Raw genomic sequence first — 20,931 nt, forward strand, 5'->3', positions numbered from 1 at the left:
CGGACGGCCTGGGCTCGGCCGTGCGACCACGCTACCGTCCGGCCTCCGGAGCGGTCAGTGCGCTCGTGAGCACGGGCAGCGGCATCGGCGCGTCCGTCTGCAACAGCCGGCGCAGCGCGTGGGTGTCGAGATGGTCGGCCACCAGGTCGGCCATGACGTCGAAGCGGCGCCGTCGCACCGCGGCGAACTCGACGTCGGCGGCGACGGTGACGTCACGGCCGGTGCGGGCGGCGAGGTCGGCGAGGAACGCCCGCCGGAAGGCGTCGTTGTCGAACACGCCGTGCCACGTGGTGCCGCGCACCGCTCCGTGCTCGCAGCCGTCCAGGAAGGGCGTGCCCCCGCGCACGGCGACCACGCCGTGGTGGATCTCGTACCCGGCCACGGGCGCGCCGAGCGCGTCGCCGTACGACCAGCGCAGCGTCTTCTCCCGTCCGAACTCGACGTCGCACGGCAGCAGGTCGAGGCCCGCGACGGTTCCGGCGCGGCTCTCGACGTCGTCGACGATCGTGCGGGCGAGCATCTGGTAGCCGCCGCAGATGCCGAGCACCGGACGGCCGGCCGCGGCGCGCGCGGTGACGGCGTCGGCGAGGCCGGTGCGGCGCAGCCAGTCCAGGTCGCTCACGGTGGCGCGCGTGCCGGGCAGCACCACGAGGTCGGCCTCGGCCACGGCGTCGGGCGAGGTCGTCAGCGACACCGCCACGCCGGGCTCGGCCGACAGCGCGTCGAGGTCGGTCACGTTCGACAGGCGCGGCAGTCGCACCACCGCGATGCGCAGCGAGTCGCGGCCGAGCGGAGGCAGGGCGGTGCGGGGGCGCGAGTCGAGGTCGAGCGAGTCCTCGGCGTCGAGCCACAGGTCCTTCTGCCACGGCAGCACGCCGTAGGTCGGCCGCCCGGTGAGCGCAGCGAGCTGGTCGATGCCCGGTCGCAACAGCCGTTCGTCGCCGCGGAACTTGTTCACGACGAACCCGGCGACGTGGCGCTGGTCGTCGGCGTCGAGGACGGCGAGCGTGCCGAACAGGGCGGCGAACAGGCCGCCGCGGTCGATGTCGCCGACGACGATCACCGGCAGGCCCGCGCGCCGGGCGAGCCCCATGTTGGTGATGTCGCGCTCGCGCAGGTTGATCTCGGCCGGGCTGCCGGCGCCCTCGCAGATCACGGCGTCGAAGCGGCCGCGCAGCTCGTCGAGCGAGGCGGTCACCGCCTCGAGCAGGCGGGGCTTGTAGGCCTGGTAGTCGAGGGCGCCGACGTCGCCCACCGGCCGTCCGAGGAGCACGACCTGCGAGCGGGTGTCGCTGCCGGGCTTGAGCAGCACCGGGTTCATCACGGCCTCGGGCTCGATGCCGCACGCCGCGGCCTGCATCGCCTGCGCGCGCCCGATCTCGGCGCCGTCGCGGGTGACCGCGGAGTTCAGCGCCATGTTCTGGGCCTTGAACGGCGCGACGCTGACGCCCTGACGCGCGAGCCAGCGGCACAGGCCGGCGGTCACCACGCTCTTGCCCGCGTCGGACGTCGTGCCCGCGACGAGCAGCGCCCCGCTCATGCGCGTGCCCGCGCGATCAGCGCCGCGGCCACCGCGGCGCCCGCGGTCACCAGCTGCAGCAGGCGCACCGCCCGTCCGATGTCGTCGGGGTTCGGGGCGCGGCCGTCACCCATGACCGGACGGTCGTCCGTCCGCCCCTCGTACACGTTGGTTCCGCCGAGCCGCAGGCCGAGCGCACCGGCGAACGCGGCCTCGCTCATGCCGCTGTTGGGGCTCGGGTGTGCGCGACCGTCCCGGCGCGCGGTCGCGAGCGCGGTGGCGGCGGAACCGCGGACGAGCGGAGCAGCCACCGCCGCGAGCAGCGCGGTGAACCGCGCGGGCACGAGGTTCGCGACGTCGTCGAGCCGTGCGGACGCCCAGCCGAAACGTTCGTAGCGCGGCGAGCGGTGACCCACCATCGCGTCGAGCGTGTTCGCCGCGCGGTAGGCGAGCAGGCCGGGGACACCCGCGACCGCGCCCCACAGCAGCGGCGCGACGACCGCGTCGCACGCGTTCTCGGCCACCGACTCGACGACCGCGCGGCTGACGCCCGCCTCGTCGAGCACGGACGTGTCGCGCCCGACGAGATGCGTCAACCGCTGTCTCGCAGCGGGCAGGTCGCCGGACGCCAGTCGGCGGTGCACCGCGAGCGCCTCGTCGCCGAGGGTGCGCGCGCCCAGCACGGCCCAGGTCGCCGCAGCGGTCGCGGCGGTACCCCGCAACCGGGACCCGAGCAGCCCGGCTGCGCAGACGCACACGGCGGCGAACAACGCGCCGCGCACCCGGTCGTCCGCGTAGGTCGCGTTCTCCAACCGACTCGCAGCGGTACCGAAGAGGGCCACGGGATGACCTCGCCGGGGGTCGCCGATCGCGCGGTCGGCGGCAACGCCGAGCAGCAGCCCGAGCGCCGTGCTCACCCGGTGCGCCCGGCGTCGTGCCGCACGGCCAGCGCGGCGAGCAGCATCTGCGCGGCGAGGCAGGCGCCGACGCCCTCGCCGGCGCGCAACCGGACGTCGAGCAGCGGTTCGAGCCCGAGCTCGACGAGCACGGCACCGTGGCCGCGTTCGCGGCTGCGCTGCCCGGCGACCAGCGACGCGCGGACGGCGGGTTCGAGGCGCACCGCCAGCAGCGCCGCGACCGAGGTCGCCAGGCCGTCGAGCACGACGGCCGCACCGGCACCGGCGGCACCCAGGGCCACGCCGGTGAGCACGGCGAACTCGGGTCCGCCGAGGGCGGCCAGCGCGGCGAGCGGGTCGGTCGGCCCGTCCGCACGGGCCACCGCCGCGGACACGACCTCGATCTTGCGACGCAGCATCGCGGTGTCGGCTCCCGCGCCGAGCCCGACGAGCTCGTCGGCGGGCCGGCGCAGCAGCGCGCTCGCCAGCGAGGCGGCCACCGTCGTGTTGCCGACGCCGACCTCGCCGAGGCAGACCAGACCGTGCCCGGCGGCGGTGCGGCCGAGTTCGCGTCCGTGGTCGAGCAGCTGCCGCACGTCGCCGGGGTGCAGGCCGTCGGTGGCGACGAGGTCGCCCTGCGCCCGGGTCGTGCCCGGATCGGCCACCACGAGCCGCAGCCCGGCCGTCCGTGCGGTGACGGCGGCGAGCGACTCGCCGGCGGCCGTCGCGGCCAGCACGTCGTCGACCACGTGGTCGGCGTACGCCGAGACCCCGTGCCGGGTGACCGGGTGGCGTCCGGCCGCGAGCACGAGCGTGCCCGTCCGCGGCGCGGGCGCGGGCAGGGCCAGCACCCGGTCGACCGCGGTGTCGAGCACCCCGAGCGCGCCCGGCGGGGCGAGCAGGTCGTCGCCGCTGTCCCGCGCCGCCACCACCGCGGCCGGCGGCGGCGCGAGATGCGACGGCGGGGCCTCGGGGGCGTGGTCGGACGGCCACCGTTCGGTGACGATCACGTCGTCGAGCGCCAGCCGCGACGACCAGCCGCGCCGCTCGAGCCCGGGTTCGGGCGGGCGCTCGTCGGGCCAGCCGAGGCACAGCCAGCCCAGCGTCTCGACGCCGTCGGGCAGGTCGAGCAGTCCGGCGAGGTCGTCGGGACGGAACAGCGTCACCCATCCCATGCCCAGCCCGGCCGCGCGGGCGGCGAGCCACATGTTCTGGATGGCGCAGGCGCAGCTCCACAGGTCGGTGTCGGGGAAGCTCGCGCGGCCGAGCACGCCGGCCGCGGCCGTCCGCCGGTCGCACGCGACCACGATGCCGACGGGCGCCTCGCGCAGGCCTTCGAGCTGCAGGTCGAGCAGCCGCCTGCGACGGTCGGGCGTGAGCTGCTCGGCCTGCCGCAGCCGTTCACGGTCGCTCATCGCCGCGGCGCGGTCGCGGCTCGCCTGCTCGCGCACGACGACGAACCGCCACGGTTGGGAGTGCCCGACGGACGGTGCGGTGTGGCCGGCGGCGAGCACGTCGCGCAGCAGCGAGTCCGGCACCGGGTCGGGACGGTAGCGGCGGATGTCCCGTCGCGCGGTGAGCACCGCGTCGAGGGTCGCGCGCACGTCGTCGCCCATCGCCCAACCGGACGGGTCGGCGGCACGCTCGCCCGCGGAGGTCCGGTCGCCGACGGTGGGGACGGGCCGCGGCCACCGGTGATCGGGGTCGGCCACACTCATGGCGTGATCCTTCTCGTGCGGCACGGTGAGTCCGAGGGCAACCGCGACGGGCTCGTCATGGGCCAGCTCGGCGACTTCGCGCTCACCGACGCCGGACGGGAGCAGGCGGTCGCGGCTCGTGAAGCCATTCGCGCGTTTCTGCGCGAACGCGGCCTCACGCTCGACGGCGTCGTCGCGAGCGACCTGCGTCGGGCTCGCGAGACCGCGGAGGTCGTCGGAACCCCGGTCACCCTCGACCCGCGGCTGCGCGAGTGGCACATGGGTTCGGTGCAGGGGCTGTCGAAGGCGGACGCGTACGCGGCCGTCGAGGGGCTCGACTGGTCCGACCCCGACGCGCGCCCGGGCGGCGGCGAGTCGGCCCGCGAGGTGGCCGGGCGCATGAGCGCCGCGCTCGCCGATCTCGCCGGGCGAACGGCTGTGGCCGTCAGCCACGGTGACGCGATGCGTACCGCGCTCAACGCCTGGTGCGGCCACGAACCCGCGCAGGGGCCGTGGATCGCGATCGGCCGCGCCGCGGTGTTCGCGCTGCCCGAGCCGGGACGGTACGAGGTCGTCACCGCAGGCACATCCCCGCCAGCGTGACCGCGGTGGCGGTCTCGATGACCGCGCCGTAGACGTCGCCGGTCGTGCCGCCGAAGCGCCGTGTGGTGTGCCACCGCAGCGCGAACGCGACGACCAGCGCGACGAGCTGGGCGAGCGGCCACCGCCACCAGCCGGCGTCGACGGCGACCGCGAGCAGACCGCCGACGACGAGCACGGCGCCGGCCGCGACGGCCTGCAGCGGCGGTGCCGCCGCACCGCGCACGAGGGCGCCGAACCCGTCCGGACGGGCGGGCGGCGCGGACGTCGCCTGCAGCGCCGCGACCCGTCCGGTGGCGGCCGCGACGGCGAGCGCGGCGCACCCGGTCCAGACCCCGTCGAGCGTCGCGAGGGACGCCACGTCGGCGAGCAGCACGAGCACGAGGGTCACGACGCCGAACGGGCCGATGTCCGACTGCCGCATGATCTCGAGCGCCCGGGCGGCGGGGGCACGGCTGCCGAGCCCGTCCGCGGTGTCGGCGAGGCCGTCGAGGTGCAGGCCGCGGGTGAGCAGGGCGAGCGCGGCGACGGCGAGCACCGCGCCGAGCAGGGTCGCGTGCGGCGTCGCGGCGGCGACGGCGGTGAGCGGCAACCCGGCGACGGCGCCGAGCGCGAGCCCGACGACCGGCAACCACCGCAGCGCGCGCCGCCCGTCGCCGTCCGCCCAGGTGCGGGCCGGCACGGGGACGATCGAGAACATGCCGAGGGCGGTGATCACGCGAGCCGCCGCGCGATGCCGGCGGTGACCAGGTGCACCTCGTCCGCCACGGCCGCGAGCCGCTGGTTCAGCTCGCCGAGCACGTCACGGAACAGCCGTCCGGACGGCGTGGCCGGCACGATCCCGGACCCGACCTCGTCGCTGACCGCGACGACGTCGCGGGCCGCGGCGAAGGCGTCGACGAATGCGCCGACGCGGGCGTCGAGTGCCGTGCGGTCGCCCGACTCCCAGACCCCGGTCTCGTCCATCGCGCGGGCCAGCCAGGTGGTGACGCTGTCGACGAGCGCGAGGCCGGGCTCCGCAAGCACGGCCGCGAGCTCGCCGGTCTCGACGGTCCGCCACGAGTCCGGCCGCCGCTCGCGGTGCTTCGTGACCCGCTGCTGCCACTCGGCGTCGTCCGGACGGTCGGGTGCCGTGGCCACGTAGGTGACCCGGTCGGACGCGGCCGCGAGCGACTCGGCGAAGCGCGACTTGCCCGAGCGGGAACCGCCGAGCACGAGCACCCGCCGGGACGTCGCGGGCCGGTGGGTGGCGTCGACGACGAGCACCGCCGGGTTGCTCAGGCCCGCCCGCGCCACGGCGTCGGCGAACCCGTCGAGCGTCGCGGTGACGTGCCGCTGCGTCGGCAGGCTCGCATCGGCGATGCAGGCGCACGGCGCGTCGCCGGGCACGCCGTCACGCCGCAGCCGTTCGACCATCGCGGTCAGGTGCCGCATGCCCATCAGCACGACGATCGTCGTGCCGGAGCGGGCGAGTGCGGTCCAGTCGAGCCGGTTGGCGGGGTCGTCGGGAGCGAGATGTCCCGACACCACCGAGAAGCCGACCGCGCCGACGGTCGAGGTCAGCGGCACGCCCGCGAGCACGGCCGCGCCCGTGGCGCTGGTGACGCCGGGCACGACCTCGACGGGCACGCCCGCCTCGGTGCACGACGCGACCTCCTGCGCACCGTGCGCGAACACGAACGGGTCGCCGCCCTTGAGGCGGACGACGTGCTTGCCGGCCCGGGCGCGCTCGACCATGAGACCGGCGATCTCGTCGTAGGTGAGCGTGCGGCGGCCGGGCGCGCGGGCGGCGTCGATGCGCTCGACGTCGGGTCCGAGCCGGTCGAGCAGCGAGGTCGGGCCGAGCCGGTCGTAGATGACGACGTCCGCCGCGAGCAGCCGGTCGAGGCCCCGCACGGTGATGAGGTCGTCGGCGCCCGGGCCGCCGCCGACGAGGGTCACGTGCCCGGTCACGACGCGACCTCCCGCAGGGCGGCCGCGAAGGCGTCCGACACCGCGTCGTCGCGGACGGCGACGCGGATCCATTCCGGTCCGAGGCCGGGGAACGTGTCACCGCGGCGGACGGCGAAGCCCCGGTCGAGAAGTCGCCGGCGGGCGTCGGGCCACGGGGTGCGGATCAGCACGAACGAGGCCCGCGCGGGCGTCACCAGGTCGAATTCGCGCAACTGTGCGCAGAACCGCTCGCGCACGCCCGCGAGCGCGGTCGCCCAGGCGGTCGCCTCGGCCACGGCCCGGGCCGACGAGCACGCCTCGGCCGCGACGAGGGCGGGCGTGCTCACCGCCCAGTGCGGCTGGGCGTCGCGCAACCGGTCGACGAGGTCCGGGGTGCCGAGCACGTAGCCGGTGCGCAGGCCGGCCAACCCCCACGTCTTGGTCAGGCTGCGGACGACGACCACGCCGCCGAGGTCGCAGAGGTCGCCGCCGGCCAGCGAGTCGGGCTCGCCGGGCACGCAGTCGGCGAACGCCTCGTCGACGACCAGCAGCCGTCCGGGGCGGACGAGCGCCCGCAGCGTCGCGGCCGGGTGCAGTACCGACGTGGGGTTCGTCGGGTTGCCGATCACGACGAGGTCGGCGGATTCCGGCACGAGCGCGGGCTCGAGTGTGAACGGCGGGGCCAGTACGACCCGGTCGACCTCGTGCCCGGCGGCGCGCAGCGCGAGCTCGGGTTCGGTGAACTGCGGGTGCACCACCACCGCGTGCCGCGGCCGCAGCGCCCGGGCGAGCAGCACGAAGGCCTCGGCCGCGCCGGCCGTGAGCAGCACCTCGTCGACACGACGGCCGTGCCGGGCCGCGACCGCCGCGGTGGCGGCCGTCGCGTCGGGGTAGGCCGCGAGGTCGACGTCGCGCAGGAGGTCGGCCAGCCACGCCGGCGGCCCGCCGTGCCGCACATTGACGGCGAGGTCGACGAGCCCGGGCACGACGTCCCGGTCGCCGTGGTGCCGCAGGTCGAGGTCCTGCACGAGACTCACGCCGTCACCCGCACCCGGTGGCGGCACGCGGCGAGGAACCGGTCGGCGATCTCGGGCCGCCCGGCCCAGTTCAGGTGCAGGTACGAGGCGTGCACGTTGCGGCGCGCGACGCCCTCGGTGACGTCGGCGGTGCGGGTGGTCCAGGTCCAGGCGGCGTCGGTCTCGCCACTGCGGACGACCGCGGTGCGGTGGAACTCGTGCCCGCGCACCGGCGTGCCCGCGTCGGCGAGCACCGAACCGGACGCCGCCACCGCCTCGCGGTAGCCGAGGGTGAGCCGTCCGGTCATGGCGGTGTCGACGTCGAGCACGCCGCACATCTCGTGGTCGTCCAGCGTGCGTCCGAGATAGAGCAGTCCTGCGCATTCGGCGGCGACCGGCACGCCAGCACGGGCCATCGAGGCGATACGGGCGCGCAGCGGCGCGTTGGCGGCGAGATCGGCCGCGTGCTCCTCGGGGAAGCCGCCGCCGATGACGATGCCCGCGACGTCGGACGGGAGGTCCTCGTCGGTCAGCGGGTCGAAGGGGACGACCTCGGCGCCGCGGGCGCGCAGCAACTCGGGCTGCTCGGCGTAGCCGAACGTGAACGCGGCGCCCGAGGCGACCGCGACCCGCACGTCGGGGCGGGGGAGTTCGACCGGGGCGGCGTCGATGTCCAGGGGCGGCGCCGTGCGGGCGATGCGCACGACGGCTTCCAGGTCGACGTGCCCGCGGACGGTCTCGGCCAGCTCGGCCACCACGTCGAGCGCGGCGGCGCTGCGCTCGGCCGCGGGCACCAGTCCGAGGTGGCGCGACGGCACCGACAGCGAGGGTCGCCGCGGCACGCAGCCGAGCACCGGGATGCCGAGCGGCACCATCGCGTCGCGCAGCAGCGCCTCGTGGGCGGGGGAGCCCACGCGATTGCAGATCACTCCGCCGAGCCGCAGCGCGGGATCGAAGGTGGTGAAGCCGTGCACGACCGCGGCCGCCGAGCGGGCCATGCCGGACGCGTCGACGACGAGCACGACCGGCGCCTCGAGCAGGCGCGCGACGTGCGCGGTCGACGCGAAGTCGCGCACCCCCTCGAGCGGCGTCGACGCCCCGTCGAACAGCCCCATGACCCCTTCGACGACGGCGACATCGGCCGTCCGGGGGGTCGTCGCGCCGTGCACGAACAGCTCCCGGATCCGTCCGGTGCCGACCAGGAACGGGTCGAGGTTGCGGCCGGGACGCCCGGCGGCGAGCCCGTGGTAGCCGGGGTCGATGTAGTCGGGACCCACCTTGTGCGGCGACACCTCGAGCCCGGCGCCGCGCAGCGCGCCCAGCAGGCCGGTGGCGACCGAGGTCTTGCCCTGGCCGCTGCCCGGGGCGGCCACGACGACGCGGGGGAGGGTCACCATTCGATGCCCCGCTGGCCCTTCTGTCCCGCGTCCATCGGGTGCTTGATCTTGGTCATCTCGACGACCAGGTCGGCGGCCTCGATCAGGTCCGGGTGGGCGTCGCGTCCGGTGATGACGACGTGCTGCCGCCCGGGACGCTCGCGCAGCGCCGACACCACGTCGGCGACGTCGATCCAGCCCCACTTCATCGGGTAGGTGAACTCGTCGAGCACGTAGCAGCCGAACCGTTCGTCGGCGAGGTCGCGCTTGATCTGCTCCCACCCGTCGCGCGCGTTCGCGGCGTGGTCCTCGGACGGTCCGCGCTGGATCCACGACCAGCCCTCGCCCATCTTGTGCCACGCGACCGCGCCGCCCTCGCCGGTCTCGTCGTGCAGCCGGCCGAGCGCGCGGAACGCGGCCTCCTCGCCGACGCGCCACTTCGCGCTCTTGACGAACTGGTAGACGCCGATGTCCCAGCCCTGGTTCCAGGCGCGCAGCGCGAGCCCGAACGCGGCGGTCGACTTCCCCTTCATGGGGCCGGTGTGCACGATCAGCAGCGGACGGTTGCGCCGCTGCCGTGTCGTGAGCCCGTCGTCCGGGACGCTCTCGGGAACCCCCTGTGGCATCAGGCGGCCCGCGCTTCCCGGACGGCGGCGGCGAGCCGATCCGCGGCCAGTTCGCCCAGCGGCAGCAGCGTCGCCTGCAGGGCGGTCGCGAGCGCACCGGCGAGGCCGAGCCGCACCGGACCCGACTCGCAGTCGACCACGATCGAGGTCACGCCCTCGCGTTGCAGCAGCGCCGCCGCGCGGGCGGGGTCGCCGCCGGACGTGTGCCGCCCGTCGGTCACGACCACGAGCAGCGCGCGCCGTTCGGGGTCGCGCAGCCGCTCGCGCCGCAGCACGGCCAGCGACTCGAGCAGGCCCGCTTCGAGCGGCGTCCGTCCGCCCGTCGCCATGGACGTCAGCCGGGCGGCGCCGGCCTCGACGGACGAGGTCGGCGGCAGCAGCGTCTCGGCGCCCGCGCCGCGGAACGCGACCATGCCCACCTTGTCGCGGCGCTGGTAGGCGTCGAGCAACAGCGAGAGCACCGCTCCCTTGACCGCGGTCATGCGCCGACGTGCCGCCATCGACCCGCTGGCGTCGACCGCGAACAGCACCAGGTTCGACTCGCGTCCCTCGGTGCGGCTGTCACGCAGGTCGGTGCGCTGCAGCACGAGCCCCGCACCGGTGCGCCCTCGGGCGAGCTGGTGCGGTGCGGCGGCGGCGAGCGTCGCGGGCAGGTGCACGCGGCGCACGTCGGCGCCGGCGGGGCGGGCGCCCAGCACCCGTCCGGTGTCGGTCTCGGCCCGCGAGCGGCGGCCCGCCGCGCCGCGTCCGACGCCGGGCGCCTCGAGCCGGCGCACCCGGAAGGCCTCGCCGACGGGCGCCTTCTGCTCGCTGCCGCCGCCGTTGCCGGAGGCGGCAGGTGCGGACGGTTCGGCACCGTCGCCGGGTGCGGCCGGCTCGTCGGACGGGGTCTCGGGCGCCCCGCCCGGCCCGTCGGGCGGTGGCTCGTCGTCGTCCGGTCCGCTCAGCGCGTCGTCGAGCTGGTCCTCGTCCAGACCCGGTGCGTCGAAGGGGTTGCGCCGGCGCCGGTGCGGCAGCGCGAGCCGCGCCGCGACCCGGATGTCGTCCACGGTGACGGCCGTGCGCCCGCTCCACGCGGCGTGCGCGACGGCGGTGCGGGCGATGACGATGTCGGCGCGCAGGCCGTCGACGTCGAAGGCCGCGCACACGTCGGCGATACGGGTCAGCGCCTCGTCGTCGAGCACGATGCGGGCCAGCGCCTCGCGCGCGTCGGTGATGCGCTGCGCCAGCGCGCGCTCGTCGTCGGCGAACCGGGCCGCGAACGTCTCGGGGTCGTCGTCGAACGCGAGCCGGCGGCGCACCACCTCGGCGCGCTCGGCCGACTCGCGCGGTGCGGCCACCTCGACGGTGAGCCCGAAGCGGTCGAGCAGCTGCGGGCGCAGCTCGCCCTCCTCGGGGTTCATGGTGCCGACGAGCAGGAACCGGGCCGCGTGCCGCACCGACACCCCGTCGCGCTCGACGTAGTTGGTGCCGAGCGCGGCGGCGTCGAGCAGCAGGTCGACGAGATGGTCGTGCAGCAGGTTGACCTCGTCGACGTACAGCACGCCCCGGTGCGCGGCGGCGAGCAACCCGGGACGGAAGTCGGTGACACCGCGGGTCAGCGCCGACTCGATGTCGAGCGAGCCGGTGAGCCGGTCCTCGGTCGACCCGACGGGCAGTTCGACGAGACGGGTCGGACGCGTCTCGGACCCGCCCTCGTGCGGACCGTCCGGGCACGTCGGGTCGGGGGCGGACGGGTCGCACCCGAACCGGCACCCGGCGACGACCTCGACGGGCGGCAGCACCGAGGTGAGCGCGCGCACCGCCGTCGACTTCGCGGTGCCCTTCTCGCCGCGCACGAGCACTCCGCCGATGGCGGGGGAGACGGCGTTGAGCAGCAGCGCGAGCCGCATGTCGTCCATCGCCACCACGGCGCTGAAGGGGAACTGCGTCACGACCCTGTCTCCACTACTGGCACCCTGTGCCCATGCTCCCGGCCGATCGCGCAACCACGCGTGCGGCGCTCGACGCGGCCTCGGCCGCCGGTGGCTACTTCGCCGTCGCGTCTTCGGACGCCGACTGGCGCCCGCTGCACGAGCTGATCACGGACGCCGGCGTGCTGCTCGAGCGGGTCGGCGTGGCCCGCGACTTCCTCGTCGCGCGCACGGGCGGCGACGTCGAGCTGCGTGCCTGCGCGTCGATCAACGCACTGGGGTTCACGAGCCGGCTCGTCTCGCCGGCGCTGGCGACCGCCACGCTCGGCGGCGTCGTGCCGCGCCTGACCGTCGACGCGATCGGCTGGCAGGCCGTGCCGGGCGGACCCGTGCCGCTCGCGATCGCCGACGTCACCGGGGTGCGGGTCGCGACGGCCGACGAGGCCGCGGACGCGATCGCCGGGCTCGTGCTCGAACCCGTCGTCCGTCCGGTCGTCTCGGCCTACCGCGACCGGTTCCGGCTCTCGCCGCGGACGCTGTGGGGCAACGTCTCGTCCGCCCTGAACGGTGCGGCCGGCATGCTCTCCGGCGCCCGGACCGTGCTCGACCCGGTCGACGTCGTGGCCGCGCTGCTGGACCGTGCGCCGCTGGCCCGCACCGGACGGTACGAGCCGTTCGACGGACGGCGTCACTTCGTGCGCCACAACTGCTGCCTGTTCTACCGCGTGCCCGCGGCCGGTCGGTGTGGCGACTGCGTGCTGGTGCCGGAGGTGGCGCGCCACGACCTCTGGCGCGCCACCGGCTGACGACAGCGTCACGAGAGGACGGGATCGGCCTGTCGCTCGACGACCCGGCCCGGGGCGCGGCCCAGCAGGCGCTCGGCCAGCGGCGCGAAGACCAGGCCGATCGCGGTCCACAGCACGAGCTGCGCACCCACCGAGTAGAGCCGGAACGAGAAGAGCAGGTCGGCGTCGAACCCGGGGAACGCGATCGTGCCGTCGGGCGCACGCAGCGGCAGGGGCGTCTCGCTGCCCACGTCGCCGTACCCGGCCGCACGATTGGCGGCCAGCTCGCCGGTCGAGGGCAGCAGCATCATCACGACGCCGATGGCGACGACGAACGCGGCGCCGGCGAGCAGCGCCGACGTCCAGCCGCTGTAGCGGCGGTGCAGACGGCGTCCGAGCACGACGGCCCCGACGAGGAAAACCACCGAGCACGCCGTCATCACCAGGAAGAGCGCCCCGCGCTGCTGCACGGTCTCCTCGTGCCCGACGGCCGGCGGGTTCGCCGGGTACTTGAGGAACGGGACGAGGAAGAAGCCGAGGAAGCCGCCGGCGGCGACGAGCAGCGCGAGCGGGCGCGGCTGCAGCCGGCCGACCCGGCCGAGGCAGATCGAGTACACGACGGCGAAGAACGCGCCCATCGCGAACCCGAAGGCGACGATGCCGACGCCGAGGCCGAGGTTGCCCTGGACGGCGCGGCTGAACAGCTCGTGCTCGTGCTCGTGACCGCCGGCCAGGCCGGCGGCGGCGTCGAGCCGCTCCTGAGCCTCGTGGCGGCCCGACTCGTAGTCGATGGCCGACTGGATCTTGGGTTCGGCGAAGATGCGCGCGAAGACGAAGGCGAGAACGCCGCCGACCAGGCCGGCGATCATGCCCCGCGCGACGATGCGGGATTCCATGTGCTGTCCGCTGCTGGTCAGTGGCAGGGGAAGCCGAGGAAGTGCCGCGCGTCGTGCACGAACTCGTGCACCGCGGTGTTGTTGCCGAAGACCGAGGTCATGCTCTGGTCGAGGCCGACGAAGTAGTAGACGACCAGGCCGAACAGCGCGACGGCGGCGAGCTGCAGGATCGCGCGCGGCAGCGAGACGACGACGGGGGTCGCGGGCGCGGACGGGGTCACGGTGCTCATGAGGAGCCTCCTCAGGGGATCTTGCGTCCCCAATCGACGGGCAGCGGCTGCAGCGCCTGACCTGACTCACCCGGTGACCCGGGCTCACAGTGGCGCGACCGTTCCGGACTCTCACCGGATTCCAGCGCTGCAGTGCGTCGCTCACCCTAGGGGCACCCACGTCGGGTGGGCAATGAGGGGTCGCGATGCGGTGCGGCACACTCGTGCGGTGCCGCCCACCGCCACCGACGTCGTGACCGTGGTCGGGGTGGGCGCGTCCGGCGCGGACGAACTCGGGGCGTCGGCGCGTGAGGCGTTGACCTCGGCCGACGTGGTCGTCGGCAGCGAGCGCCAGGTCGCGCTCGTTCGCGACCTCGTCGCCGGCGAGGCCGAGATGTTGCCGTCGCCGCTGCACCCCGGGCTGGACGACCTGCTCGCGCGGCACGCCGGACGCCGCGTGGTCGTGCTCGCCAGTGGCGACCCGATGTTCTTCGGCATCGGCGCGACCCTCGTGCGGCTGCTGGGTGCGCAGCGCGTGCACGTGCTGCCGGTGCCGTCGTCGGTGTCGCTCGCCGCGGCCCGCCTCGGCTGGTCGCTGCCCGACGTCGCCGTCGTGAGCGCGGTCGGACGCCCGCTCGCCACCCTGCGTGCGGAACTCGCACCCGGACGTCGCGTGCTGGTGCTGACCCCCGACGCCCACGGCGGACGCGACGTGCGGGCCCTGCTCGACGACGCCGGGTACGGCGCCAGCGAGGTCACCGTCCTCACTCGACTCGGTGGTCCGGACGAGACGGTCGGGCCGGTGACCGATGCGCACGACCCACTCGCGGTCGTCGCGGTCGAGTGCCGTCCCGACGCCGGACGGGAGGCGTGGTCGCGCACGGCCGTGCTGCCCGACGAGGCGTTCGAGCACGACGGGCAGCTGACCAAGCAGGAGGTGCGCGCGGTGACTCTCGCGGCGCTGCGCCCGCTGCCCGGCGCCTACCTCTGGGACGTCGGCGCGGGCTCCGGCAGCGTCGGCATCGAGTGGCTGCGCAGCCACCCGTCCTGCCGTGCGAGCGGCGTCGAGCCGCGAGCCGAGCGGCGCGAGCGCATCGTCCGCAACGCCGAGCGGCTCGGCGTCCCCGCGCTCGACGTCGTCGCGGGCAAGGCTCCCGACGCGCTCGCAGCGCTCGCCACCCCGGACGCGGTCTTCGTCGGCGGTGGGGTCAGTGCACCCGACGTGCTCGCGACCTGCATCGCCCGGTTGCGCCCCGGTGGCCGGCTCGTCGCCAACGGGGTCACCGTCGAGACCGAGACCCTTCTCGCCGCCGCGTACCGAGACCACGGCGGCACGCTGACCCGCCTGCACGTCGAACGGGCCTCGCCGGTCGGCGGCTTCACCGGCTGGCGTCCCGCCATGCCCGTCACCCAGTGGAGCTGGACCAAGCCATGATCCACTTCGTCGGCGCCGGTCCCGGCGCGGCCGACCTCATCACGCTGCGCGCGCAGCGGCTGCTCGCGTCGTGCGGCACCTGCGTGTACGCCGGATCGCTGGTGCCCGACGAGGTGCTGTCGCACTGCGCGCCCGGCACCCGCCTCGTCGACACCGCCGACCTCACGCTCGACGAGATCGTCCGCGAGCTGGTCGAGGCGGACGCGCGCGGCGACGACGTGGTGCGGCTGTGCTCGGGCGACCCGTCGGTGTTCAGCGCGGTGGCCGAGCAGCTGCGCCGCCTCGACGCCGCGGGCGTCGCCTACGACGTGACGCCCGGCGTGCCCGCGTTCGCCGCCGCCGCCGCCACCCTCGCCCGCGAGCTCACCGTGCCCACGGTCGCGCAGAGCGTGGTGCTCACCCGTTGGGCGCAGCGGGCGACGCCGATGCCCGCGGGCGAGGACGTCACCACCCACGCCACGCCCGGCACCACGCTCGTGCTGCACCTGGCCGTGCAGGCGATCGACGAGATCGTCGCGCAGCTGGTGCCGGTGTACGGCCCCTCGACTCCGGTCGCCGTCGTCGCGCGGGCCAGCCGCGACGACGAGCTCGTGCTGCGCGGCACCCTCGACACCATCGCGTCCCTGGTGCACGAGGCCGGCGTCAAGCGCACCGCCGTCGTGCTCGTCGGCCACGCCCTCGGCACCGACGGCGCCGACAGCCACCTCTACTCGGCGGAGCGGGAACGAGAGACGGGTCAGCGCGGCTCGTAGGCAACGCCGAGTTCGGTTGCAGCGGCGAGCGTCCGCTTGTCGCGAACCCAGATGCGCGTTCCCGCCGCCAGCGCCGCGGCGAGCAGATGCATGTCGACCCACCCGATGCCGCGCCCGAACAGCATGTGCGCCTCGATCATCGCGAGTACCTCGGAGTCACTGGCTCCGCGAATCGCCGGCAGCAATCCGAGATCTCGCAGCGTCGTCGACCGGTCGCTCAGGTTGCCGACCGCCAACTCGCCGATCACCGCTGGATGCATTCGCACGGCGCCGGCAGTCAGCAGTGCCACCAGATGCTTTTCGCTGGCGTGGAAGTGATCGATCCAGACGGACGTGTCGACCAGGATCACGGCGACGCGGTCGGGTCATCCCGCTCGTCGTCCGGTACGACGAGGTCGGGCATGGTGCCACCGAGCGCGATGAGCCGCCGTGCGGCATCGGCGGCAACCACCGAGCGCAGCGCCTCATTGATGAGGGCGCTGTTCTCCTGCGTCCCGGTGATCTCTCGCGCCCGTGCGAGCAGATCGTCGTCCAGCGTGACCGTGGTCCTCATGGAGCCAATGGTACATCAAAATACGCACTGATGATGCGCTCGATGATTCACTCGGCGGAGCGCGACCGCCGCAGCAGGTAGGTGTCCATGATCCAGCCGTGCCGTTCGCGCAGTTCTGCGCGAAGTCGCTCGATCTCGGGCGCGACGTCGCCGAGCCGGCCCGCGACGATCACCTGGTCGGGCGTGCTGAGGTAGGCACCCCAGAACACCTCGAGGTCGGGATCGAGCCCGGCGGCGGTGAAGCCGGCGTCGAGCATCACCACCGCGCTGTCGAGCCCGTCCGGCAGGCCGTCGGCGATGCGCCGCGCCGGGGTGATGTGGATCGGCTCGCCGATGCGGTTGAGCGGGATGCGGTGTGCGGCGGCGAGCGCGTGCACGCTCGTCACGCCCGCGATCACCGAGTGCGTGAACTCGTGACCCGCCGCGTGCATGTCGTCGATGACCCGCAGCGTGCTGTCGTACAGCGCGGGGTCGCCCCAGACCAGGAACGCGCCGACGCCGTCGTCCGCCAGTTCGGACGTCATCGCGGCCGCGAACCGCTCCGCGCGGGCGGCGTGCCACGCCGCGACAGCTGCTTCGTAGTCCGCCGGCCTGCGGTCGCGGTACGGCTCCTCGATCTCGACGACCCGGTACCCGTCCGGGTCGGTGACGTGGCGGCGCAGGATCTCGTCGCGCACGTCGAGCAGCCCGCTCTTCGCCTTCCCCTTGTCGACGACGAAGAACACGTCGACCCGGTTGAGGGCGTTGACGGCCTCGACGGTGATCTGGTCGGGGTGACCCGGTCCGATGCCGATCACGAGCAGTTCGCGCACGGCCCTAGTGTCACGGACGTGCGGATCCTGGTGCTCGGGGGGACGGGCGAGGCGCGTGCCCTCGCCGCGCGTCTCGTCGCGGACGGCGTGCCCGTGACCAGCTCGCTGGCCGGGCGGGTGACCAACCCCGCACTGCCGGTGGGCGAGGTCCGCATCGGCGGTTTCGGCGGTGCGGACGGTCTCGCGACCTACCTGCGCGAGAACAGTCCCGACGCCGTCGTCGACGCCACGCACCCGTTCGCCGCCACCATCACGGCCAACGCCGCGCGCGCCTGTGCGGCCACCGGCACGCCGCTGGTCGTGCTGCGCCGGCCGGGCTGGACCGAGCGTCCGGGGGACGACTGGCGACGCGTGCCGACCGTCGTCGACGCCGCTGCCGTCGCCCGCGACAGCGGCCCGGGGACGGTCTTCCTCACCACCGGACGGCGCGACCTCGCCGCCTTCGCCGCGGACGCTGACCACGACTACGTGGTGCGCACCGTCGACCCGCCCGACGTCGCGATGCCGCCGCGCACGACGCTGCTGCTCGACCGCGGCCCGTACGACCTCGACGGCGAGCGCGCGCTGATGCGGGCGCACGGCGTCCGCCTGCTCGTCACGAAGGACAGCGGCGGCGCGCTGACCGTCGCCAAGCTCGACGCCGCCCGCGAGCTCGGCGTGCCCGTGGTCGTCGTCGACCGGCCGCCGCCGCCCGACGGGGTCGAGGTGGTCGCGTCGGTCGACGCGGCGCTCAGTGCGCTGCCGGGTACCGCCGCGGGGTGAAGACCTGCCGCTGCCCGTCGACCTCGAACGTCCGCGTCTGCGACGAGCCGACGATGAGCAGGCAGCGCATGTCGACGCTGTCGAGGTCCAGCTCGCCCAGCGTCGTGATCGCGATCGACTCGGCGTCGTCGCCCACGGCCCGTCCGACGACGACGGGCGTCTCGGGGGAGCGGTGGCGCAGCAGCACGTCGCGGGCGTCCGCCAGTTGCTGCCGGCGGGTCTGCGACGCCGGGTTGTAGATCGCGATCGCGAGGTCGGCGCGGGCGGCGGCGTCGAGGCGGTCGGCGACGACGTCCCACGGCTTCAACCGGTCCGACAGCGAGATGACCGCGTAGTCGTGGCCCAGCGGGGCGCCGGCCCGGCTGGCGACGGCCTGCGCGGCGGTGAGTCCCGGGACGATCGACACCGGGACGGACACGCCCGGCGCGCTGGCGGCCTCGAGCACCGCGCTCGCCATCGCGAACACGCCCGGGTCGCCGGACGACACGACGGCCACGCGGCGTCCGCGGCGGGCGAGGTCGAGCGCGAAGTCGGCCCGCTCGCCCTCGACCTTGTTGTCGCTGGCGTGCCGTCGCTGCCGCGCGTTGACCGGAACGCGGTCGACGTAGGTCGAGTAGCCGACGATGTCGTCGGCGGCGGCGAGTACGGCCGCGGCCTGCGGCGTCATCCAGTCGCGCCCGGCCGGGCCGAGGCCGACGACGTCGACGCGTCCCTGGGTCTGCTCGGGGGCGACGGGCTCGCGCGCCGACTGCGCCGCCTCGTGCCCGGGGACGATCACCAGCGACATGTAGGGCACCGTCGACGGGTCGACGTCGCCGGCACGCTCGGTGCGCTGCGTCGGGTGCGAGGCCCGCTCGACGTAGAACGCGTCCTCGCTGCGGCCGGCCTGCTTGAGCGCGGTCTGGATGCCGTCGAACGAGCGGCTGACCTTCATGATCGCGGCGGCGTCGGTGTGGGCGAGGCGTTCGGCGAGCACCTCGGACGGCAGCGTGCCGGGCAGCACCGTGAGCACGTCGTCGCCCTCGACCAGCGGTTGTCCCAGGGCGGCGGCCGCGGCGGAGATCGACGTGATGCCGGGGACGATCTCGCAGCGGAAGTGCGGGGCGATGCGCTTGTGCATGTGCATGTACGAGCTGAAGAACAGCGGGTCGCCCTCGGCCAGCAGCACCACGTCGCGGCCCGCGCGCAGGTGCTCGGCGAGCCGCTCGGCGGCCTGCTCGTAGAAGTCGGCGATGGCGCCCTCGTACCCGCCGGGGTGGTCGATCGTCTCGGTGGTGACGGGGTAGACGAGCTGCTCCTCGGTGCACCCCTCGCGCAGGTACGGCGCGGCGATGCCGCGGGCGATCGAGCGGCCGTGGCGCGCCGAGTGGTAGGCGACGACGTCCGCCGACCCGATGAGGCGGGCGGCCTTGACGGTGACGAGGTCGGGGTCGCCGGGTCCGAGCCCGACGCCGTACAGGGTTCCGGGTGTGGGGTCGGCCATCACTCCTCCTCGCTCGCGATCGCATTCACGGCCGCGACCGTCATGGCGCTGCCGCCGCGACGCCCGTGCACGACCAGGTGCTCGAGCCCCGAGTCGGCAAGGGCGGCCTTCGACTCGGCGGCACCGATGAACCCGACCGGGATGCCGATGACGACGGCCGGACGGGGTGCCCCGGCGGCCACCATCTCGAGCAGTCGGAACAGGGCGGTGGGTGCGTTGCCGATCGCGACGACGGACCCCTCGAGCCGGGGCAGCCACAGGTCGAGCGCGGCGGCCGACCGGGTGGTCGCCAACTGTTTCGCGAGCGCCGGCACGGTTGGATGGTCCAACTCGCACACCACGTCGTTGTTCGCGGGCAGTCGCGAGCGGGTGATGCCGGACGCCACCATCTTGGCGTCGCAGAGAATCGGCGCACCGTCGAGCAGGGCCTTGCGGGCTGCGCTCACCGCGTCGGGCGAGTAGCCCACATCGCCGACGAGATCGACCATCCCGCACGAGTGGATCATGCGGACGACCACGCGCGCGACGTCGTCGGGCAGGCCCGTGAGGTCGGTCTCCGCGCGGATGGTCGCGAACGAGCGACGGTAGATCTCGGCGCCGTCGGCGACGTAGTCGTAGCTGGTCTCAAGCATGGGCGGGTTCCGTCCGGTAGCCGGTGGCGGTGGCGATCAGGGTGACGTCGACGTCTGCGGTGCGGCCGCAGCAGCGCTCGCAGCCGGCCCAGTGCAGCCGGGCGCCGGGATGGGTGCCGAGGTGCCGCTCGGCGTCAGCCTGCACGTCGGCCAGCGCCTTGGCGCAGCGCGGCCGTCCGGCGCACGCCGACACCAGCCGCCACGGCGAGTCCGGCTCGGTGACGAACCCCGCCGCGGACGGGTCGGCGGACGGCGCGACCGGCAGCACCAGCGAGCGCCACGGTGTCACCCGCACCTCGTCGGCGTGCCCGGCCAGCCACCGCGCCTGTTCGGACGTCACCCGCCCGAGCGGCGGCGACACCACGAGACCCGCGCCGACCGGCCCGAGAGGCGGGGCGCCGGTCGGGGGCAGCGACCACGTCCGCTCGGCGACCGGACGGCGCCAGGCACCGTCCGACGACGCCAGGAACGCCCGCGCCGAGTCGATCATCGCCGCAGCGACGTCTTCGGGGACGTCCGCCGACGAGACCACGGTCAGGACATCGGGTCGCAACCCCGCGACGTCGCCGCGGCCGTCGTCGAGGCCGAACAGGAACCGTCCGCTGAGCTCGTCGAGACCCGGTTCCGTCCGCAGGGCGACGTCCAGGGCCCGGACGAACGGCACCAGCGACAGCGGCGTGTCGATGCCCGCGAGCGCGGAGGCGAGCACGTTGCGCACCTGGTCGCGCGACGGCGTGGGCAGCAGCCCGGCGGCGGCGACCGCGGCCTCGAACGCGGACGTTGCGGACGCCCGCAACCCCCGCACCTGGACGTTGCCGCGCGAGGTCAGCTCGAGCCGGCCGTCGCCGAACTCGTCGGTGACGTCGGCGAGCCCGCGCAGCTGCGTGGCGTCGAGCAGGCCGCCGGGCAGGCGCACCCGGGCGAGGCGCCCGTCGGCCGCGTCGAGGGTGCGCAGCACGCCCGGGCAGCGGTCGTCGGTCGGCACGGCGGCGATGGTAACCACCCGCACCGGCCACGTGCGGGGTCGTTGTGAGAGG

22 protein-coding genes and 1 riboswitch are annotated in these 20,931 nt (G+C 75.1%); of the genes, 5 read left to right on the top strand and 17 right to left on the bottom strand.

The window, feature by feature from the left end:
* Positions 1-31: 31 nt before the first annotated feature.
* The 3 genes from ACYVP9_RS12010 to bluB are packed head-to-tail and all read right to left on the bottom strand — an operon-like array spanning position 32 to position 4,133.
* Positions 32-1,540 carry a cobyric acid synthase gene (locus ACYVP9_RS12010; RefSeq protein ID WP_460605102.1) on the bottom strand — a complete coding sequence of 503 codons (1,509 nt, stop codon included), beginning with the start codon at positions 1,538-1,540 and terminating at the stop codon, positions 32-34.
* Positions 1,537-2,436: a CobD/CbiB family cobalamin biosynthesis protein gene (locus ACYVP9_RS12015; protein ID WP_460605103.1), complete on the bottom strand. Its 900-nt coding sequence runs from the start codon at positions 2,434-2,436 to the stop codon at positions 1,537-1,539. The genes ACYVP9_RS12010 and ACYVP9_RS12015 overlap by 4 nt, the downstream gene beginning before the upstream one ends.
* Complete coding sequence (gene bluB, locus ACYVP9_RS12020) at positions 2,433-4,133, bottom strand: 5,6-dimethylbenzimidazole synthase (protein WP_460605105.1); 1,701 nt, start codon at positions 4,131-4,133, stop codon at positions 2,433-2,435. The genes ACYVP9_RS12015 and bluB overlap by 4 nt, the downstream gene beginning before the upstream one ends.
* A 3-nt stretch (positions 4,134-4,136) precedes the next feature.
* On the opposite strand from bluB, the gene ACYVP9_RS12025 reads away from it, so the two are divergent.
* Complete coding sequence (locus ACYVP9_RS12025; RefSeq protein ID WP_460605107.1) at positions 4,137-4,715, top strand: histidine phosphatase family protein; 579 nt, start codon at positions 4,137-4,139, stop codon at positions 4,713-4,715.
* Here the strand turns inward: ACYVP9_RS12025 and cobS are convergent.
* From cobS to ACYVP9_RS12055, 6 genes are read right to left on the bottom strand one after another with little or no spacing between them, the layout of a single operon-like run.
* Positions 4,687-5,430, bottom strand: coding sequence for an adenosylcobinamide-GDP ribazoletransferase (cobS, locus tag ACYVP9_RS12030; protein ID WP_460605108.1), 744 nt, complete (start codon positions 5,428-5,430; stop codon positions 4,687-4,689). The genes ACYVP9_RS12025 and cobS overlap by 29 nt on opposite strands.
* Positions 5,427-6,665 (bottom strand): uroporphyrinogen-III C-methyltransferase, encoded by a 1,239-nt coding sequence (gene cobA / locus ACYVP9_RS12035; RefSeq protein ID WP_460605109.1) that lies wholly within the window; start codon positions 6,663-6,665, stop codon positions 5,427-5,429. Before cobA ends, cobS begins: the two co-directional genes overlap by 4 nt.
* The gene (cobC, locus tag ACYVP9_RS12040; RefSeq protein ID WP_460605111.1) at positions 6,662-7,681 is read right to left on the bottom strand and encodes an Rv2231c family pyridoxal phosphate-dependent protein CobC; all 1,020 of its coding nucleotides are present in this window, start codon (positions 7,679-7,681) and stop codon (positions 6,662-6,664) included. The genes cobA and cobC overlap by 4 nt, the downstream gene beginning before the upstream one ends.
* A complete protein-coding gene (locus ACYVP9_RS12045) occupies positions 7,678-9,057 on the bottom strand; it encodes a cobyrinate/hydrogenobyrinate a,c-diamide synthase (RefSeq protein WP_460605112.1) in 1,380 nt (459 codons plus the stop codon). Before ACYVP9_RS12045 ends, cobC begins: the two co-directional genes overlap by 4 nt.
* Complete coding sequence (gene cobO / locus ACYVP9_RS12050; protein WP_460605113.1) at positions 9,051-9,662, bottom strand: cob(I)yrinic acid a,c-diamide adenosyltransferase; 612 nt, start codon at positions 9,660-9,662, stop codon at positions 9,051-9,053. Before cobO ends, ACYVP9_RS12045 begins: the two co-directional genes overlap by 7 nt.
* The gene (locus ACYVP9_RS12055) at positions 9,662-11,563 is read right to left on the bottom strand and encodes a VWA domain-containing protein (protein WP_460605520.1); all 1,902 of its coding nucleotides are present in this window, start codon (positions 11,561-11,563) and stop codon (positions 9,662-9,664) included. The genes cobO and ACYVP9_RS12055 overlap by 1 nt, the downstream gene beginning before the upstream one ends.
* Positions 11,564-11,628: 65 nt before the next feature.
* On the opposite strand from ACYVP9_RS12055, the gene ACYVP9_RS12060 reads away from it, so the two are divergent.
* Positions 11,629-12,381 carry a (2Fe-2S)-binding protein gene (locus ACYVP9_RS12060; protein ID WP_460605114.1) on the top strand — a complete coding sequence of 251 codons (753 nt, stop codon included), beginning with the start codon at positions 11,629-11,631 and terminating at the stop codon, positions 12,379-12,381.
* 8 nt (positions 12,382-12,389) lie between these two features.
* Here the strand turns inward: ACYVP9_RS12060 and ACYVP9_RS12065 are convergent, their stop codons facing one another.
* Together ACYVP9_RS12065 and ACYVP9_RS12070 are read right to left on the bottom strand one after the other, a co-directional pair.
* Positions 12,390-13,256, bottom strand: a complete 867-nt coding sequence (locus ACYVP9_RS12065) for a CbtA family protein (RefSeq protein ID WP_460605115.1) — start codon at positions 13,254-13,256, stop codon at positions 12,390-12,392.
* Positions 13,257-13,273: 17 nt separating this feature from the next.
* Positions 13,274-13,486 carry a CbtB domain-containing protein gene (locus tag ACYVP9_RS12070; protein WP_460605116.1) on the bottom strand — a complete coding sequence of 71 codons (213 nt, stop codon included), beginning with the start codon at positions 13,484-13,486 and terminating at the stop codon, positions 13,274-13,276.
* Positions 13,487-13,533: 47 nt separating this feature from the next.
* Positions 13,534-13,619, bottom strand: a riboswitch (adenosylcobalamin (AdoCbl) riboswitch).
* A gap of 75 nt (positions 13,620-13,694) precedes the next feature.
* Between ACYVP9_RS12070 and cbiE the strand changes: the two genes are divergently transcribed.
* Both cbiE and cobM read left to right on the top strand, forming a co-directional pair.
* Positions 13,695-14,900 (top strand): precorrin-6y C5,15-methyltransferase (decarboxylating) subunit CbiE, encoded by a 1,206-nt coding sequence (gene cbiE / locus ACYVP9_RS12075; RefSeq protein WP_460605117.1) that lies wholly within the window; start codon positions 13,695-13,697, stop codon positions 14,898-14,900.
* A complete protein-coding gene (gene cobM, locus ACYVP9_RS12080) occupies positions 14,897-15,652 on the top strand; it encodes a cobalt-precorrin-4/precorrin-4 C(11)-methyltransferase (protein ID WP_460605118.1) in 756 nt (251 codons plus the stop codon). Before cbiE ends, cobM begins: the two co-directional genes overlap by 4 nt.
* On the opposite strand, the gene ACYVP9_RS12085 is transcribed toward cobM, so the two are convergent.
* Genes ACYVP9_RS12085 through cobF form a run of 3 tightly spaced genes read right to left on the bottom strand, consistent with a single transcriptional unit; the run spans position 15,637 to position 17,017 of the window.
* On the bottom strand, positions 15,637-16,002 hold the full coding sequence (locus ACYVP9_RS12085) for a type II toxin-antitoxin system VapC family toxin (protein WP_460605119.1): 366 nt from the start codon (positions 16,000-16,002) through the stop codon (positions 15,637-15,639). The two genes, cobM and ACYVP9_RS12085, sit on opposite strands and share 16 nt — an antisense overlap.
* Positions 15,999-16,205: a type II toxin-antitoxin system VapB family antitoxin gene (locus ACYVP9_RS12090; protein ID WP_460605120.1), complete on the bottom strand. Its 207-nt coding sequence runs from the start codon at positions 16,203-16,205 to the stop codon at positions 15,999-16,001. Before ACYVP9_RS12090 ends, ACYVP9_RS12085 begins: the two co-directional genes overlap by 4 nt.
* Before the next feature lie 47 nt (positions 16,206-16,252).
* Entirely contained in the window at positions 16,253-17,017 is a 765-nt protein-coding gene (cobF, locus tag ACYVP9_RS12095) for a precorrin 6A synthase (RefSeq protein ID WP_460605121.1), read from the bottom strand.
* A gap of 18 nt (positions 17,018-17,035) precedes the next feature.
* Between cobF and ACYVP9_RS12100 the strand changes: the two genes are divergently transcribed.
* The gene (locus tag ACYVP9_RS12100; protein WP_460605122.1) at positions 17,036-17,779 is read left to right on the top strand and encodes a cobalt-precorrin-6A reductase; all 744 of its coding nucleotides are present in this window, start codon (positions 17,036-17,038) and stop codon (positions 17,777-17,779) included.
* Here the strand turns inward: ACYVP9_RS12100 and cobJ are convergent.
* The 3 genes from cobJ to ACYVP9_RS12115 are packed head-to-tail and all read right to left on the bottom strand — an operon-like array spanning position 17,748 to position 20,879.
* Positions 17,748-19,262, bottom strand: coding sequence for a precorrin-3B C(17)-methyltransferase (gene cobJ / locus ACYVP9_RS12105; RefSeq protein WP_460605123.1), 1,515 nt, complete (start codon positions 19,260-19,262; stop codon positions 17,748-17,750). The two genes, ACYVP9_RS12100 and cobJ, sit on opposite strands and share 32 nt — an antisense overlap.
* A complete protein-coding gene (locus ACYVP9_RS12110) occupies positions 19,262-19,894 on the bottom strand; it encodes a precorrin-8X methylmutase (protein WP_460605124.1) in 633 nt (210 codons plus the stop codon). Before ACYVP9_RS12110 ends, cobJ begins: the two co-directional genes overlap by 1 nt.
* Positions 19,887-20,879: a precorrin-3B synthase gene (locus ACYVP9_RS12115; RefSeq protein WP_460605125.1), complete on the bottom strand. Its 993-nt coding sequence runs from the start codon at positions 20,877-20,879 to the stop codon at positions 19,887-19,889. Before ACYVP9_RS12115 ends, ACYVP9_RS12110 begins: the two co-directional genes overlap by 8 nt.
* Positions 20,880-20,931 lie beyond the last annotated feature (52 nt).

This window comes from Jatrophihabitans fulvus, assembly GCF_054781375.1.